Origin of the sequence: Xanthomonas euroxanthea (assembly GCF_903989455.1) — a bacterium.
Taxonomy (GTDB): Bacteria; Pseudomonadota; Gammaproteobacteria; order Xanthomonadales; family Xanthomonadaceae; genus Xanthomonas; species Xanthomonas euroxanthea.
Window position 1 is genome coordinate 4,706,289 of record NZ_LR861803.1, and the last position, 17,027, is coordinate 4,723,315.

The following is a 17,027-nucleotide window of genomic DNA, read 5'->3' on the forward strand; positions in this document are numbered from 1 at the left end:
TCGATATCCGCATTGCGCCAAGCCCAGACCTGACACATGCGGCGCCACGCGCACCACGTGATGCACTGGTGCGCGATTGGCTGTTATTTCTCCCGCCGCCAGTTCACCGAGCCCTTGGTCTCCACCGTGCTGGATTCGGCTTCGATATCGAAGCCGCGGCTGAGCAGGTATTTCAGTGTCAGCACCGAGCCGCTGCCGACCATGGACACGCCGTAGCCGACATAGAGTTTGGGCGAGAGGTACTTGCCGAAGCCCACCACCGAGCCGACGGTGCTGGATTCGCTCACCCCCGCCTCGTCCAGGCCCAGCTTGGCGCCGATCTGCGAGGCGATCAGGCTGCTGCCGGCCGACAGCGCGGCCGAGGCGGCGCTGACCTGCTGGGTTTCGTCGCTACTGGCGGTGGACAGGCCACGGCCGAGCACCAGGTAGGACAGTGCTTCGGATTGCGACATCGCCGGCTCCGACCACACATCGGCACGCGGCGATTCGGCGCGGCCACTGACGTCGATGCCGGCGGTGACATCGCCGACCTTGCGCTCGGCACGCAGGCTCACGCGCGGGTCGGAAACGATGTTGTTGTTCCAGGTCAGCTGGCCGCGGCTGATGGTCAGATCCTGGCCATAGGCCTTGTAGCGGCCGCGCACGTCCAGCCCGCCGTTGGCGGTCATCTCGCGGCCCGGGCGCGCGCGGATCTGCATCTGCCCGCTCAGTCCACCCTTCAGGCCGAAGCCGCTCATGTTGACCTTGTCGCCCAGCACGATGGCCAGGTCCATATCCAGTGGCGAGGCCGGCGCTTCTTCCGGATCCACCGGGTCCAGCACCACCACGTCCTCGGACACCGAGGTGCCGCGATCCAGGCGTTCCAGGTCGATATCGGCTTCGGGCACGGTGACCTTGCCGCGCAGTTGCATGGTGTTGTCGGTGATGCCGAACTGCATGTCCGGGTTGGCGATGATGCGCAACTCGCTGGTGTTGTAGGCCAGCACGTTCTGGCCGCGGATATTGAGCAGCAACGGCGTGCTGGTGCCGAACCACGACAGCCCGCCATCGATGTTGAGCGTGCCTTCGCCGGACTTGGCCGATGCGGTGATCTTGGCCGAGCCATCCGGCAGTGCGTCGAAGCGTCCCTTGCCCTCGCTCAGGGTCAGGCCCATCGACGGATATTCGGCCGTGAAGTTGCTCAAGGTGGCATCGCCGCCCAGCAGCGGTTTGTCACGGGTGCCGCGCAGGCTCACATGGCCTTCGACCAGGCCCTTGGGCTGCACCACATCGGCCACCACCAGCTCCAGCCAGTACAGTCGCGACATATTGAGATACAGCTCGCCGTTGAGCGGCGCGTACGCATCCCAGCCGGTGTTGAACTTGGCATCGACAAAGCCGGCGCCCTGGAAGCCGATACCGAGCTTGGCCTGGATCTGCTGCGGGGTGAAATCGGCCTGCACGCTGAACTGGTCGTAGCGCAGCAACTCGCCGCGGTTGGGATTGCCGGCCACCGCCGCGTAGCGGGTTTCGCCCAGGCGGATGCCGCCTTCGGGCGAGGCGATGCGGAACGAGCCTTCCCAGGCATTGCCGCGCGGCTTGAAGCTGCCATCGAGCGCCAGCTCGCCGCGCAGATAGATCTGCCGCCCCTCCTGCTTGGGCAGCCACGGCTGCACCAGCGACAGCGGCAGTGCATCGCCGTGCACCACCATGCCCTCGCGCGGCCAGTTGGCGCTGGCGCACAGCGCGCCACCGGTGGCTGCGCCCAGGCAGGTGTCTGACAGCGTAAACGCGGCGCCATCGGTGCTGAACTGCGCCGGCTGGCGCAACGCCCAGGCGTCGCCCTTGGCCGGTGCGATCCGCAGCGTGGCGACCTGGCCCTGCCAGCGCTCGCCATTGCGATGGACATCGCCCTGCAGCGCGAGGTTGGCCATGCTGTTGGCGATCTCGGCATCCAGGCGCAGCGCTTCCACCGCACCGCGTGCCTGCACGCGCACGCTGTCCAGCACCACGCCGGCTTCGATCGCGGTGCCCTGCAAGGCCAGCTGCCCGTCGCTGCCGCGCCATGGCAAACGCCCGCGCAAGCTGATGCTCTGCGCGCTGTAGTCGTTCCAGCGCAGGCCACTGCCGGCGATGTCTGCGGTGATGTCCGGGGCATCGCGCTTGCCGCTGACCTGCAGCTGCCCGCGCACCGTGCCGGTGGCGCCGGGCAGGACATCGTCCAGCTGCAGCGGCTGCAGTTGCGCGGCAATATCGAGCTGGTCGCCGACCTTGCCCTTGGCGTTGATGCGGCTATTGCCCAGCGACAGCTGCAATTCGCCTTCGCCCTGTTCGCCACGCAAGGCGAACTTGCCGTTGGCCGACAGCGCGCGCTGACGCAGCTGGCCGGTCAGGGTCGGGATATCCGCCGTGGCTTCGAAGCCCGGCGATACACCGCCGGCCGGCGCCGGCAACTGGCGGCCCTTGGAGGCCACCTTGCCGGAGAGATTGCCGTTCCAGCCCGGCGCAAAATAGCCCGGGTCGAACTTGGCCAGCTGGGCGGTGACATCCCATTCCAGCTCCGGGGTCCAGCCCACTTCGCCGGTGAGATCCAGCGAGCCGCCCGGGGTCTTGGCCTGCACCTGCTTGAGCTGGGCGCGCTGATCGTTGCCGCGGCTGTCGAACACCAGCGCGGCCTGCTGCCCGTCGCGCTCCAGCGTGGCGCGGCCGATCGCCGCCCATGCCTTCAGGGTGCCGGCCACGCCCAGACGCGCATCGACCAACTCCACCGGCACCACCGGCGCATCGGGGGTGGCCGGGTCCGGCGTCGGGGTGAAGCGCAGGCCGCTGGCATTGACCGCGAAGCGGAAGCTCGGATTCTGCGTATCGCGGAAATCGGCAGTGCCACGCAACTGCGCGCGGCCTTCGAAGGCATCGATCACCAACGGCTCGACGGTGATCACCTGGTCCAGCAGGCTGATATGCGAGGGCTGCAAGCTGGCGCTCAACTCGCCCTGCTTGACGCTGCCTTGCAGGTCGGCGTTGCCGCCCTTGCCGGAGGCCTGCAGGTTCAGCGCGATCGGTGTGGCCGGGGCGGCGTACTGCCCGTTGGTGGCCGGCATCAGCAGCGAGGTATCCAGCGCCTCGGTGACGGCCTTGAAGGTCCAGGTCGGATCATCGCGCCCGGTGAACACCAGGCTGGCCTGCAGTGGTGCCGGCGCGCGGCCGGCGATGGCCACTTCCATCTTGTCCAGATCACCGCGTGCCACCAGCCCCAGGCTGGCCGGGGTGCGCCCACGTGCGGCCGGCAGCACCGCGGTGGCGGTGAGGTCGGCGCGGTAATCGTCGTTGGGCACGTAGTCGCCGTGCAGGCGGAAGTTGCCCATGTCGGTATCGACCACCAGATTGCGCGTGCGCAGTTCGCCGGTGGCCACTTCCAGCCCGCCCTGCACCTTGTGCAGGACGATCATCGGCTGCTGCAGCTGGGTGATGCGCAGGTTCTCCACGTCGATCTTGTCGGCCTGGATCGCCAGCGGCACGTTGATCTGCGGCAGCGACTCGGGCCAGCTCGGCAGCGTGAACGGCTCATCGCTCTTACCCAGATTCAAGGTGGCATTGCTGACCTGCACGGCATCCAGCTGCAGCTTGCGCCCGAGCAATGGGCGCAGGTCCGGTTCCAGATACACGCGCTCGGCGGTGAAGTGGATGTCCTGATACCGGAAATCGACATCGCGCAAGGTCAGCGGGCCGGCCACCGGGCCTTCGACCTTGCCGTAGGTGAAGCTGGCACCGACCGGCAGGCGCGCGGTGACCTGGGCGAGCAATACATCGCGCCCGGCCACGGTCTGCAGCAGCCAGTACACCGCGATCAGGGCCAGCAACACCAGCCCCAGCAAGGTCAGCCCGGAGCCGACCCAGAACCGGCGGCGGCGGTAGAAACGCGCGCGGCGCGGTGCGGGGGGCGGCGTCGGTGTGCTCACAGGTTGGCCCCGATATCGATATAGAGCTGGAACTGCGAGTCGGGATCGTTCAAGCCATGCGCGATGTCCACGCGCACCGGGCCCACCGGCGAGCGCCAGCGCAGACCGAAGCCGATGCCGGTGTGCCAGTCGGGCGTGTCGTCGAACGCGCTGCCGCTATCGACGAACACCGCGCCGCCCCAGGGGCCGCCCTTGAGGTAATGCTCGTATTCGGCGCTGGCGGTGACCACATTCTTGGCACCGAGCGCGAATTCGTCCGGCTTGGGCGTGCGCGGGCCGACTTCGCGGAAGGCATAGCCGCGGATGCTGTTGGCGCCACCGGCAAAGAAGCGCAGGCTCGGCGGCATCGCCACCAGATCGCTGGTCCAGGTGGTGCCGCCTTCGCCGCGCAGGATCACCCGGCCATTGTCGCCGGCGCCCAGGAACCAGCGCAGCTGGCCATAGAGCTGGCCGAAATTGGTGTCCGAGCCGGCGCCTTCGGCACCGCCGCGGATGAAGGCCTGCCCGGACACGCCGCTGCGCGGGAACAGGCGGTCGTCGACATTGACGTAGTTCACTTGCAACTGCGGATAGATCAGCGTGGAGGTTTCATACACCGCGCCTTCGAAGTCGTCACCGCTGCTGAAACGCCAGCGCTCGCGCAAGGCATTGATCGAAGCGATCGCACTCCAGCGCTCGTTGATCTGGCCGCTGCGGCTGCCGGTGAGTTTGACGTTGCGCAGGTCGATGTATTCGGTCTGCTCGTCATAGAGCCGCGCCGAGGCGGTGTACCAGCCATCCAGCCAGCGGAACGCCGGTACGCGGTAGCTGGTGGTCAGGCTCTTGCGGTTCTGCGCGTAATCCAGCTGCGTGTCCATCTTGTGGCCGCGCGAATTGACATAACGCCGCTCCACCCCGCCACGCACACCGGCACCGCTCTCGCTGCCGTAGCTCAAGCCGGAGGTGTAGACGGTGCGCTTGGCGCGGGTGAGCTTCACATCCACCGGCACCCGGCCTTGGTCGTCGGCTTCTTCCGGCTTGGGCTGGATATAGATGGTGCTGAAGTAATCGAGCTTGGTCAGCGACTCGCGCAGGCGATCCAGCTTGCCTTCGTGGTAGTAGCTGCCCTCGTCCCAATACACCAACGGCTCGAACAGGCCGGGGCGGAAGTAGTCGTAGTCGAAGCGCACCTTGCCCATGTCGTAGCGGCGGCCGCTATCCCAGTTCAGATCGATATCGGCAGCGCGCTCGGCGCGCGTCACCGCGACGCGGCGCTGGGTGAAGTCGGCATCGAAGTAGCCACGCTCGGCCAGCCGACGGGTGATGCGCACCTTGCTCGCTTCGTATTGCGGGTGGCTGAAGACCTGGCCTTCGCGCGGTTCGAACTGCTTGAGATCCTGGCCCAGGTAACGGTCCTGCTCGGCCCAGCCGGTGATGGAGATATGCGACTGCCGCACGCGCACCGGCTCGCCGCGCTCCACGGTGATCACCACCGTCACCTTGTCGCCGCTGCGCGGCGCGGCCAGATCGATGGTCGGCGAGTAATAGCCGAACGGTTCCAGCGCCTCGCGCGTCTGCCGTTCGGCCTGCGCCAGCAGGTACTCCAGTCGCGACTCTCCCTGCTCCTTGCCCACGGCCTCATACAGAGACAGGGAGACCTCGATGTTCTCGATCATCTCGGCGTCGGCGTCGTCGTCCAGGCCCTTGATTTCGATCTTGTCGATGGTGGCCCGGGCAACCGCTTGCAGCGGAACGAGCAGAGTGCACAGCAGGGAGAGAGCAAACGCGACTTTAAGCATCTACAAAGGATACCTAGCCTAGGCGTGAAGGGACAAAAAATCTAAACAATCTCGACTATCCGCAGGCGCAGGGGCTGGTTAGAGTCGAACTGTTGTTAACGTTTCGTTGACAGCGATGCCGCGCGGCCTCCCCGGTCGTCGCGCCCTGTTCCATGCCTTTGGAGAGAGAGGTTTCCATGAAGCGCCATTTGTTGGTCAACGCCGTATGCGCCGCCCTGGCCATGCCATCGCTTGCGATGGCCCAGAACCAGGACGCAGTGACTGAATTGAACAAGGTCACCGTGACAGGCTCGTTGATTCCACGATCGCAGGTCGAAACAGCCACCCCGGTGTTCTCCATCACCGCCCAGGACATCCAGCGCCGCGGCTTCAAGGATGTCTACGATGTGCTGCGCTCGCAGCCGATGGCCACCGGCTCGGTGCAGGACGGCCAGTTCAGTGGCGGCTTCACCGCCGGCGCCAAATCGCTGAGCCTGCTCGGCCTGGATCCGGGCTTCACCCTGGTGCTGATCGACGGCCGGCCGATGGCCGATTACCCGCTGCTCTACAACGGCCAGAGCAACTTCGTCGACCTGGCCAGCGTGCCGGTGGGTATGGTCGAACGCATCGACGTGGCGCCCGGCAACCAGTCCTCGATCTACGGCTCCAGCGCCATTGCCGGCGTGGTCAACATCATCCTGAAAAAGCACGTCGAGGGCGTGCAGATGAATTACCGCATGGGTACCTACGACGGTGGCGGCGGCAACAACCAGCGCTTCCAGCTTACCGGCGGCACTACCCTCGGCAAGGCCGATATCGTCTGGGGCCTGCAGCTCAACAACCAGGATCCGATCTACGGCTACCAGCGGCGCGATTTCGATTCCACCTCCGACAATCCGGATCCCACCCTGCGCTACGGCTCGCGCATCGCGCTGCACAACACGCCAACCACCTACATCGACCCCGGCGCCGCCAACTGCGATGCACTCGGCCCGCTGTTCAACGGCACGGTGCAATACGACAACCGCGCCAATCGCGGCAATTTCTGCAGCAGCCGCACCGAGCCAGGGTATGCCAGCATCCTCAACAAGGAACGCAGCGCCAGCGGCTACGCCAACCTGACCTACGCCTTCAACGACAACACCCAGGGCTACGCGACGCTGCTGCTCAATCGCACCAAGGTGAAGGTCAACAGCGGCTCACGCTTCTGGCAGACCTCGTCCGATACCGGCGGCTTGTTCTACAACCAGGACAGCCAGCAACTGGAAGGCTACCAGCGCATCTTCGCGCCTGAAGAGACCGGCAACCTGAACTTCAACAACAATCGCCAGACCGCCGACTCCTACAACATCGCCGCCGGCATCAAGGGCGGGCTGGGCGCCAGCAACTGGACCTACGATGCGTACTACGCACGCGCCGAATACCGCATCGACAGCCGCCAGCAATGGCCGTTGGCCGATCGCATCGAGGATTTCTTCCGCGAGCAGTTCCTGGGGCCCCAGCAAGGCGAGTACTACGGCTACCCGATCTATTCGCCCAACGACGCCAACTTCTATCGCGCATTGACGCCGGCGCAATACCGCAGCTTCAACGACGAGATCCGCACCAAGTCCAGGACCTGGACCCAGAACGTCAACCTGCAGCTCACCAACACCGAGTTGTTCAACCTGCCGGCCGGTGCCGTCGGCGTGGCCGGCGTGCTGCAGGCGGGCAACCAGTACTGGGAAAACCCGACCGATCAACGCGTGATCGCCGGTGACTTCTACCAGCTGACCGGCACCCAGGGCAGCGGCAAGCGCGAGAACTGGGCGGCGGCATTCGAGATGCGCCTGCCGATCCTCTCGACGTTGACGGCCAACCTGTCCGGACGCTTCGACGACTACAAGAACCAGGGCGGCGGTGGCGATTCCAAGTTCACCTACAAGGCTGCGCTGGAATTCCGCCCGATCGATTCGCTGCTGTTCCGCGGCAACTATGCCACCGCCTTCAAGGCACCGGACATGGCGTTTTCCTTCGCTGGCGACAGCGGCTTCTTCCAGGGCGTCAACGATTACTACCGGTGCGCACTCGAAGAACCCAACGTGCCGATCGCCGACTGCACCTATGGCGGTACCAGTATCCAGGGCCGTCGGTCGGGCAATGCGGACCTGAAGTCGATCACCGCCAAATCCTGGGGCGCCGGCGTGGTGTGGTCGCCGAGCGCACGCTTCAGCGTCAATGCCGATTACTACAACATCAAGATCGATGACAAGGTCAGCGACCTGAGCACCGACAACCTGTTGCAGACCGAATCGGCCTGCCGCCTCGGCAGCCTGGATATCAGCTCGCCCACCTGCGTGGATGCACTGTCGCGCATCGATCGCACCGCCGCCGATGCACCGGTACCCAATCGCCTGAGCGACATCCGCATCAACCCGGTCAATATCTCCAACGAGGAAATCTCCGGCGTTCTCAGCAAGGCGACGTACAACCTGGCGACCGAATCCTGGGGCCTGTTCGTCTTCGACGCGCAATACAACCTCACGCTCAAGCACGAAAGCCAGCAGTTCCCGCAGGATCCGGTACGCGACCTGCTCAGCGAACCGTTCTTCTCCTCCGAGTTCCGCAGCATCGTCAATGCCTCGGTGACCTGGCAGAAAGACGCCTGGACCACCACGTTGTTCGGTCAACGCAATGGCCGCACGCCCAACTTCGTGGCGCAACAAAGCACCGATGGGTATGCGGTGGAAGGCGCCCGCAAGGTCGGTGCGTGGACCACGCTCAATGCCACGCTCGACTATGCGCTCAACGACGACATCTCGCTGACCGCAACGGTCAACAATCTGGCCGACACCCGCCCGCCACGCGACCGCACCTACACCAGCTACCCGTACTACAACATCTTCAACTACACCGGCTACGGCCGCTCCTACATGCTGGAGCTGAACTGGCGTTTCGGCGCACACTGACTGATCCGAGGCGGTAGCGTCCAGCGGCAGCCATGGGGCTGCCGCTGGCGTTTTTTGGCCAAGGCTTAGGGCAGGCGTTTTTGAATCGAGCGCTCGGGGAGCGCCGCGACTGCGATTGAGCGAGTCTGGAGCGGCTGGAAAAGGTGTGTAGCCCAAGCTGGCGACACGCAGGCACTTCGGCTGCGGGCATGCTGCACGCACCGATGCAGCAGCCTCGCGTCGTCGTGCTGGCCGTTGTCAGCGTGCGTCGGCCTGGATCAGGCCGGCATGCAACAAATCCAGCCGCAGCGGCTCCAGCTGCGTGGCGTAGCGCCGCCACTCGTCCACGTTGCGCCCATGCACACCTTCGCGCACCTGCACGCTGCTCAGCGTGGCCGATGCCGCTGCATTGCGGGTGATATCGATCTGACCGGGCTCGATCTCCAGCCCGCAGCGCGCCATCAGCTGCTCAAGGATCGTGGATGGATCACGCACCATCTGCGCATAGTCCACATCGATCACCCGGCCCGGCAATGCCGCGCGCCACTGCGCCATCAACCCGTGATACGCCTGATAGTGACGCGCCAGCGTGTGCAGGTCGTAGCTGTAGGCGTAGGAGTCGCCGAACAACGCGCGGTAATTGGAGAAACACACCGCCATCGGCTCGCGCACCAGATGCACGATCACTGCACCTGGCAAGGCACGTGCGATCGGACCGATCGCCACCGCGTTGGCCGGTAGCTTGTCGATATACCAACGCGCAGATCCGGCGCGCCATTGCGTCTGTTCCAGGTAACGCGCGCCGACCTGCGCATAGTCCAGCGTCGGCAGCGCCTGCAGCACACGCGCATCCAGCAGGCTGCGGCCGGCCTGGTCGGCGCCCCAACGCAATTGATGGCCAACGTCGCTCAACTCGCCAGCCGACACGATCTGGGAATGATTGCCCAGCATCCGCTCCAGCACCGTGGTGCCCGAGCGCGGCAAGCCGAGCACGAAGATCGGCTGCGGGCCGTGCGCGGCCGGGGCTTGCTGCCCAGCGAACACGCCTTGCTGGGCCAGTGCTCCCAGCTGCGTATAGAGCGCAGCTTCTGCATCGGTATCGTGGCGCAGGCGCGCATGCATCACCGCATTGCCATGCTGCAGCGCGTCCCAGGCAGCCCCGGTCTGGCCGAGGTCTTCCAGTTCCTTGTACAGCGCGAACGCCAGGCCGGCGCGATCTTCGCTGTCGGGCTTGGCACGCTGCAGTTGCTCACGCAGTTGCTCGACATGGTTGCTGCTGGTGGTCTGACGGCGAAGGCGCGCACGCGTCAACGCCGCGCGGCCATAGCCGGGCTTTTGCGCCAGCGCATGCTCCAGCGCCTGCGCCGCTTCATCGAGGCGACCATTGAACTGCAGCTGCACCGCAAGAAAGAAACGGAAATCCGCGCCATCGAATCCGCAGGCCTGCGCGCGCCGCATCATCGCCAGCGCGTCGCCATGTTCGCCCAGCGATTGATGCACATGCGCGAGCAAGGCCAGGGTCGGGCCATCGTTGCACTGCATCACCGACGGATGCCGCAGCAAGGCATGCAGTACGCGATGCTCGCCGACACGCAGCAAGGCTTGCGCCACGCGGCAACGCATCGCCACGTCGTCACCCAGATCGCCTGCGGCCAGCCGCAACTGCGCCACCGCCTCGCGCATCCTGCCGTTGGCCAGCACGGTGCCGGCCAGCAGCACGCGGGCCGACACGTGCGTGGGCTCCACCTCCAGCAATGCCTGCAGCGCAGACGCGGCCACCCCCAGCTCGCGACGTGCCAACGCGGCCTGCGCGGTCTGCCAGTGCACCGCGCCGGCGGACGCGGCCATCAGCTGGACAGATGCTCGATGGCGGCGACGCTGCCGAGGCGGTCGCCGAGCTTCTTCAGCAGGGCCAGGCGGTTGGCGCGCAGTTGCGGGTCTTCGGCGTTGACCATGACGCCGTCGAAGAAGGCGTCGACCTGCGGGCGCAGGCGCGCCAGGCGCGCAAGCACGGCGACGTAGTCGTGGCGGTGCAGTGCATCACCGGTGTCGCCGATGGCCGCTTCCACCGCTTCGGCCAGGGCTTCTTCGGCCGGCTCGCGCAGCAGGCTGGTGTCGATATCGCCGGGAATCTCGCCCTCGACCTTGCGCAGGATGTTGCGGATGCGCTTGTTGGCCGCGGCCAGGGCTTCGGCTTCGGGCAGCGTGGCGAAGATGCCGATCGCCTCGATGCGGCGGTCGAAGTCGTAGAGGGAGCCGTGGGTCGCGCCCGGGTGCGCTCCTACGCTGGCCGATGCAGGAGCGCCCTCGGGCGCGACAGAGAACAGTGCGGCGACCGCATTGAAGTGGGTGGCAGCAACGCCCTTGTCTGCGTAGTAACCACGTAGGCGGTCGAGGACGAAGTCGAAAATCTCTGCATCTTGACCAGCCTGCGCCAACGCGGTGTGTGCTTCCTTTTCAACAGATGGCGGCAAAGCGGAACCGGCATCTTTTGCCTTGGCGATCGCAGTTTCTGTCTTGAGCAATTGCCTGGCACTTGCCTGGACATTGATCTGATTTCTAGCCTCTACAAGCAGCTTTTTTAGATCCAGCTCAAACCCACTCTCGATCACCGTCCGCGCCAGCCCCAAGGCGTTGCGCCGCAGCGCAAACGGATCCTTGTTGCCGGTCGGTTTCAAACCAGCCGCAAAGCCACCGGCCAGGGTATCCAGCCGTTCGGCAATCGCCAGCACCTTGCCCAGTGGCGACAATGCGATGTCGTCGCCGGCAAAACGCGGCTGGTAGGCCTCGTCGATCGCCAGCGCAATCTCGCCGGGCTCGCCGGCGGCCTTGGCGTAATGGCGCCCGGCAATGCCCTGCAGCTCCGGGAATTCGTTGACCATGCGCGACTGCAGGTCGTTCTTGGCCAGCTCCGCGGCGCGGCGCGCCTGCACCGGATCGGCACCGACCTGCGGCGCGATCGCCTCGGCCAGCGCCGCCACGCGCGCGACCTTGTCGGCCACCGTGCCCAGCTTGGCCTGGTAGGTCACGCTGGCCAGACCGGCACCCATCGCCTCCAGCCCCTGCTTGAGGTCTTCGTCGAAGAAGAACTTGGCATCGGCAAACCGTGGACGGATCACCCGCTCGTAGCCCCTGGCGACTTCGGCCACGTCCTTGGAGACGATATTGGCGATGCCGATGAACTGCTCGGTCAACTTGCCGCCGTCGTCCAGCACCGGGAAGAATTTCTGGTTGACCTCCATGGTTTCGATCAGCGCTTCCTGCGGCACCGCCAGGAAGTCGCGCTCGAAACTGCACAGCACTGCCGACGGCCATTCGACCAGGTTGACCACCTGTTCCAGGTTGTCGTCGCTGATGCGCGCGCTGCCGCCGGCCTGCCTGGCGGCAGCTTCGGCTTCCTCGACGATGCGTGCGCGGCGTGCGTCGGCATCCACCAGCACATGCGCCGCGCGCAAGGCCTCGATGTAGTCGCCCGGTGCCGCCAATGACACGGCGCCGTCATGCATGAAGCGGTGCCCGCGGGTGAGGCGATCGCCACGCACGCCCAGCAGCTCGGCCGGAATCACCGCATCGCCGAACAGCAGCACCAGCCACTGCACCGGCCGCGCGAAGGCGTACTCGTGCGCGCCCCAGCGCATCGGCTTGGGGATCGGCATCGCGGCGATCGCCTCGCGCAGGATGTCGGGCAGCAGGTCGGCGGTGCGCGCGCCCGGCGTCACCGCGCGGTGCACGAAGCGCTCGCCCTTGGCATCGCTGGTGCGCTCCAGCGCGGTCCAGTCGATGCCGGCCTTGGCGGCGAAACCGGCCAGCGCCTTGGTCGGCTTGCCCTCGGCATCCAGCGCGATGTTGAGATACGGGCCCAGCACTTCGGAGCGCTGCTCGGGCTGCTCGGTGGCCACGCCCGGCAGCAGCACCGCCAGGCGGCGCGGCGTGGACAGCGGCTTGGCATCGCCACGGGTGACCGCGACGCCGCGCTTTTCCAGACCGGCCAGCACGCCATCGAAGAAGGCCTGCGCCAGACCCGGCAGCGCCTTGACCGGCAGCTCTTCGGTGCCCAGTTCGATCAGCAGGGGAAGTTGTTCGCTCATGTCAGGTGAACCTTGGCTTATGTCCCTTCTGCCATCAACGGACGAAGGTGACTGGAGAATGTCCTTCTCCCGCTAGCGGGAGAAGGTGGCGCGCCGCGCCGGATGAGGGTCGTGCCGAGGCGGCGGAGACGTACTGCCCCATCCGCCCTGCGGGCACCTTCCCCCGCTGGCGGGGGAAGGACGCAGCATCAGCGCTTGACTCCGGGAAAGCCCAGCTTCTCGCGTTGTGCGTAATACGCCTGCGCCACGCCCTGCGCCAGCGCGCGCACGCGCAGGATGTAGCGCTGGCGTTCGGTCACGCTGATCGCGCGGCGCGCATCCAGCAGGTTGAACGCGTGGCTGGCCTTGGTGACCTGCTCGTACGCCGGCAACGGCAGGCCGACCTCGACCAGGTGCTTGGCCTCGGCCTCGCAGGCGTCGAACCGATGGAACAGCTCAGCCACATTGGCATGCTCGAAGTTGTAGGCGCTCTGCTCCACCTCGTTCTGGTGGTACACATCGCCATAGCTCACCGGCGTGCCATCCGGGCCGTAGGTCCACACCAGGTCGTAGACGTTGTCGCAGCTCTGCAGGTACATGCACAGCCGTTCCAGCCCGTAGGTGATCTCGCCCAGTACCGGCTTGCACTCCAGTCCGCCGGCCTGCTGGAAGTAGGTGAACTGGGTCACCTCCATGCCGTTGAGCCAGACTTCCCAGCCCAGGCCCCAGGCGCCCAGCGTGGGCGATTCCCAGTTGTCCTCGACAAAGCGCAGGTCGTGCACCAGCGGGTCGATGCCCAAGGCCTTGAGCGAGCCCAGGTACAGGTCCTGGATATTGTCCGGGTTGGGCTTCATCGCCACCTGGTACTGGTAGTAGCGCTGCAGGCGGTTGGGATTTTCGCCGTAGCGGCCGTCGGTGGGGCGGCGCGAGGGCTGCACGTAGGCCGCATTCCACGGCTCCGGTCCCAGCGCGCGCAGGAAGGTGGCCGGATGGAACGTGCCTGCGCCCACTTCCAGGTCCAGCGGCTGGATCAGCACGCAGCCTTGCTCGGCCCAGTACTGGTTGAGGGTCTGGATCAGGCCCTGGAAAGTGATTGGAACGCGCCGGGAATCGGACATGCAGCAAAGGCCGTGCGGAAGGGGTGCGCTAGTATACCGGCCGACCCGCAGCGCTTTGCCGCGGAGCACCGCTGCAGGGGAACCTCGAGCATGGAACAGCGGCGTACGGCCGATACTGAAAGCGCAGCGGCACTGTTGCCGCGCGGCCGCCTGATGTTCGACCCGGTGGCCGCCGCCCTGCTTGCAGACGGCATGGTGGTGCCGAACGAACATGAGCGCGTGCAGTTCTCCGCCGCCGGCGTGCGCAATGCCAGCGAGGTGCATCCGCTGGTGCTGCTGGCCAACCTCAAGCTGCATGCCGCGCAGCCGCCGGCCGGCGAACTCGGGCTGGAACGGCTGACCGAATGGCTGGCCACCCGCACCGGCCTGCGCTATCTGCGCATCGACCCGACCCGCATCGATGTGGCCGCGGTCACCGGCGTGGTCTCGCATGCCTACGCACGCCGCCACCGCATCCTGCCGCTGGCGCTGGATGCCGAGCGCGTGCTGATCGCCACCAGCGAGCCGCTGGCGCTGGACTGGCTGGCCGACGTGCAGCACCTGAGCCGGCGCCGCATCGAACTGGCGCTGATCAACCCGCTGGACCTGCACCGCTACACGATGGAGTTCTTCGGCGTGACCCAGTCGGTGCGCGGCGCGCGCGGCGATGTGCGCAGCGCCGAACCGGGTGCCGGCCTGCCCAGTTTCGAGCAGCTGGTGGAACTGGGCCGCGCCGGCGACGTCAATGCCGACGACCACCACATCGTGCATATCGTCGACTGGCTGCTGCAGTACGCCTACGAACAGCGGGCAAGCGACATCCATCTGGAGCCGCGTCGCGAGGCCGGGCGCATGCGTTTCCGTATCGACGGGGTGCTGCACAAGGTGCTGGAAGTGCCGCCGTCGGTGATGACCGCGGTGGTCAGCCGCATCAAGGTGCTCGGCCGCATGGACCTGGCCGAACGCCGCCGCCCGCAGGACGGCCGCATCAAGACCCGGTCGCCGGGTGGGCGCGAGGTGGAAATGCGCCTGTCCACGATGCCCACCGCCTTCGGCGAGAAGTGCGTGATGCGCATCTTCGACCCGGATTCGGCGTTCAAGAGCATCGAGCAGCTCGGCTTCAGCCCGGAAGAAGCCGCCGGCTGGAGCGCGCTGGTCGAGCGCCCGCATGGCATCGTGCTGGTCACCGGCCCGACCGGCTCGGGCAAGACCACCACGCTGTATTCCACGCTCAAGCGCCTGGCCACGCCGGACGTGAACGTGTGCAGCGTGGAAGACCCGATCGAAATGATCGCGCCGGAATTCAACCAGATGCAGGTCCAGCAGAACATCGACCTGGATTTCGCCAGCGGCGTGCGCACGCTGCTGCGCCAGGACCCGGACATCATCATGATCGGCGAGATCCGCGACCTGGAGACTGCCCAGATGGCGGTGCAGGCTTCGCTCACCGGGCATCTGGTGCTATCGACGCTGCACACCAACGACGCCGCCTCGGCGATCACCCGCCTGCTGGACCTGGGCGTGCCGCATTACCTGGTGGCGTCCACGCTCAACGGCGTGCTGGCGCAGCGGCTGGTGCGCACCTTGTGCGTGCACTGCAAGCGCCCGCATACGCTCAGCGACGATGAGTGGGCGGCGATCCGCGAGCCGGGCGAAGCGCTGCCGCAGGTGCTGAACGTGCACGCGCCGGTCGGCTGCCTGGAATGCCGCCGCACCGGCTACCTGGGCCGTGTCGGCCTGTACGAGTTGCTGCCGGTGAGCCCGCGTTTGCGCAGCCTGATCCGCGCCGACACCGACCTGGCCAGCTTCAGCCACGCCGCCCGCGGCGAAGGCCTGCGCACGCTGCGCCGCACCGGCCTGGAAAAGGTCGCCGCCGGGCTGACCACGGTGGAAGAGGTGTTGTCGGTCCTGCCGCCACGGGACTAGGCGGATCGCCTGGGACTTGCACGGTTATCGGCCCAGGCGACCCTCACCCCAACCCCCGCTCCGGGCCCCGGCCCGCGTTTGCGACGCGGGCGCTCCAAGGCACGCGCGCCAGTGGCGCGCAAGCCATGCCCTCTCGCCCCGGCGGGAGAGGCGCTCGCTCCGTTCTCCCACCTTCTCCCTTCTCCCACCGGGAGAAGGTGCCCGAAGGGCGGATGAGGTACGTCGGCACGCACATGCCGCCATTGGCAGGGGCTTCGCCTCACCATTGACCAGGTACACGGCACGGCCGAGTACAACCAGATCAGCGACGCACGATCACCACGGCAACCGAATCGGCAACCGACGTGGCACAAACCATCTCAGCCATCACTGCTCTTACATCCACACAGCGCAAGTAGCCAGCTCCCCGCCCCCCAGCCATCAGCACATAGCCATCCGGCATAACCTTAGCTGCATGTATTGGCACGCCACTTGAAAAAAACCGGCGGGAGCTGCCTACAATCGGGCACATCAGTCGCTGCTGGATGCTCGTCCGCATGTCCGCCTTGCCGTTCCTGATCATCGAAACCGGGCATCCCGTGCCGGAGATGAAGCGATACGGCCGCTTTCGGCACTGGATCCGCGTTGCGGCCGGGCTGGCCGAACACGAAACCGTCGCCATCGATGTCGCCAACGGCGGCCGCCTGCCCGACCGCGCCGGCTTTGCCGGCACCATCGTCAGTGGCTCGGCCGCCTATGTCACCGACCGCGCCGACTGGAGCGAACGCAGTGCCGCCTGGCTGCGCGATGCCGCCCACCAGGGCATGCCGCTGCTGGGCATCTGCTACGGGCACCAGCTGCTGGCGCACGCGCTGGGCGGCGAGGTCGACTACAACCCGGCCGGGCGCGAGTCCGGCACGATCGCGCTGGAACTGCACCCGCCAGCCGAGCAGGACCCTTTGTTTGCAGGCCTGCCGGCGCATTTCCCGGCGCACGCCACGCACATGCAGACCGTGGTGCGCGCCCCGGACGGGGCCATCGTGCTGGCGCATTCGCGGCAGGACCGTTGCCATGCCTTCCGCTGGGGCCAGGCCACCTGGGGCGTGCAGTTCCACCCCGAGTTCGCCACCCACCACATGCGCGGCTACGTGCAGGCGCGCGCCGAGTGCATCGCCCGCCACGGCCACTGCGCCCGCACGGTCGCCCGGGAGGTCACCGCCGCGCCGATCGCGCGCAAGCTGCTGCGCCGGTTCGTGCATCACGCACGCGGCCTGCAAACAGTGACCACTCATCCCGCCGCACACACGCAAAAGCAGCGATAATCGCGCCACGCCGG

8 protein-coding genes are annotated in these 17,027 nt (G+C 66.5%); 3 read left to right on the plus strand and 5 right to left on the minus strand.

The features are described 5' to 3' along the window. Positions 1 to 83: 83 nt before the first annotated feature. The gene (locus H7A86_RS19670) at positions 84 to 3,938 is read right to left on the minus strand and encodes a translocation/assembly module TamB domain-containing protein (RefSeq protein ID WP_119132463.1); all 3,855 of its coding nucleotides are present in this window, start codon (positions 3,936 to 3,938) and stop codon (positions 84 to 86) included. Next, entirely contained in the window at positions 3,935 to 5,716 is a 1,782-nt protein-coding gene (locus H7A86_RS19675; RefSeq protein WP_119132464.1) for an autotransporter assembly complex protein TamA, read from the minus strand. The genes H7A86_RS19670 and H7A86_RS19675 overlap by 4 nt, the downstream gene beginning before the upstream one ends. Before the next feature lie 236 nt (positions 5,717 to 5,952). On the opposite strand from H7A86_RS19675, the gene H7A86_RS19680 reads away from it, so the two are divergent. After that, positions 5,953 to 8,643 carry a TonB-dependent receptor domain-containing protein gene (locus H7A86_RS19680; RefSeq protein ID WP_180708179.1) on the plus strand — a complete coding sequence of 897 codons (2,691 nt, stop codon included), beginning with the start codon at positions 5,953 to 5,955 and terminating at the stop codon, positions 8,641 to 8,643. 237 nt (positions 8,644 to 8,880) lie between these two features. On the opposite strand, the gene H7A86_RS19685 is transcribed toward H7A86_RS19680, so the two are convergent. From H7A86_RS19685 to glyQ, 3 genes are all read right to left on the minus strand, one after another. Then, positions 8,881 to 10,470 carry a tetratricopeptide repeat-containing sulfotransferase family protein gene (locus H7A86_RS19685; protein ID WP_119132466.1) on the minus strand — a complete coding sequence of 530 codons (1,590 nt, stop codon included), beginning with the start codon at positions 10,468 to 10,470 and terminating at the stop codon, positions 8,881 to 8,883. Continuing rightward, the gene (gene glyS, locus H7A86_RS19690) at positions 10,470 to 12,710 is read right to left on the minus strand and encodes a glycine--tRNA ligase subunit beta (protein WP_119132467.1); all 2,241 of its coding nucleotides are present in this window, start codon (positions 12,708 to 12,710) and stop codon (positions 10,470 to 10,472) included. Before glyS ends, H7A86_RS19685 begins: the two co-directional genes overlap by 1 nt. 188 nt (positions 12,711 to 12,898) lie before the next feature. Beyond that, positions 12,899 to 13,807 (minus strand): glycine--tRNA ligase subunit alpha, encoded by a 909-nt coding sequence (glyQ, locus tag H7A86_RS19695; RefSeq protein WP_104584364.1) that lies wholly within the window; start codon positions 13,805 to 13,807, stop codon positions 12,899 to 12,901. 90 nt (positions 13,808 to 13,897) lie between these two features. On the opposite strand from glyQ, the gene H7A86_RS19700 reads away from it, so the two are divergent. Further along, on the plus strand, positions 13,898 to 15,712 hold the full coding sequence (locus tag H7A86_RS19700) for a GspE/PulE family protein (protein ID WP_119132468.1): 1,815 nt from the start codon (positions 13,898 to 13,900) through the stop codon (positions 15,710 to 15,712). Between the two features lie 536 nt (positions 15,713 to 16,248). Then, positions 16,249 to 17,013 carry a glutamine amidotransferase gene (locus H7A86_RS19705; RefSeq protein WP_119132469.1) on the plus strand — a complete coding sequence of 255 codons (765 nt, stop codon included), beginning with the start codon at positions 16,249 to 16,251 and terminating at the stop codon, positions 17,011 to 17,013. Positions 17,014 to 17,027 lie beyond the last annotated feature (14 nt).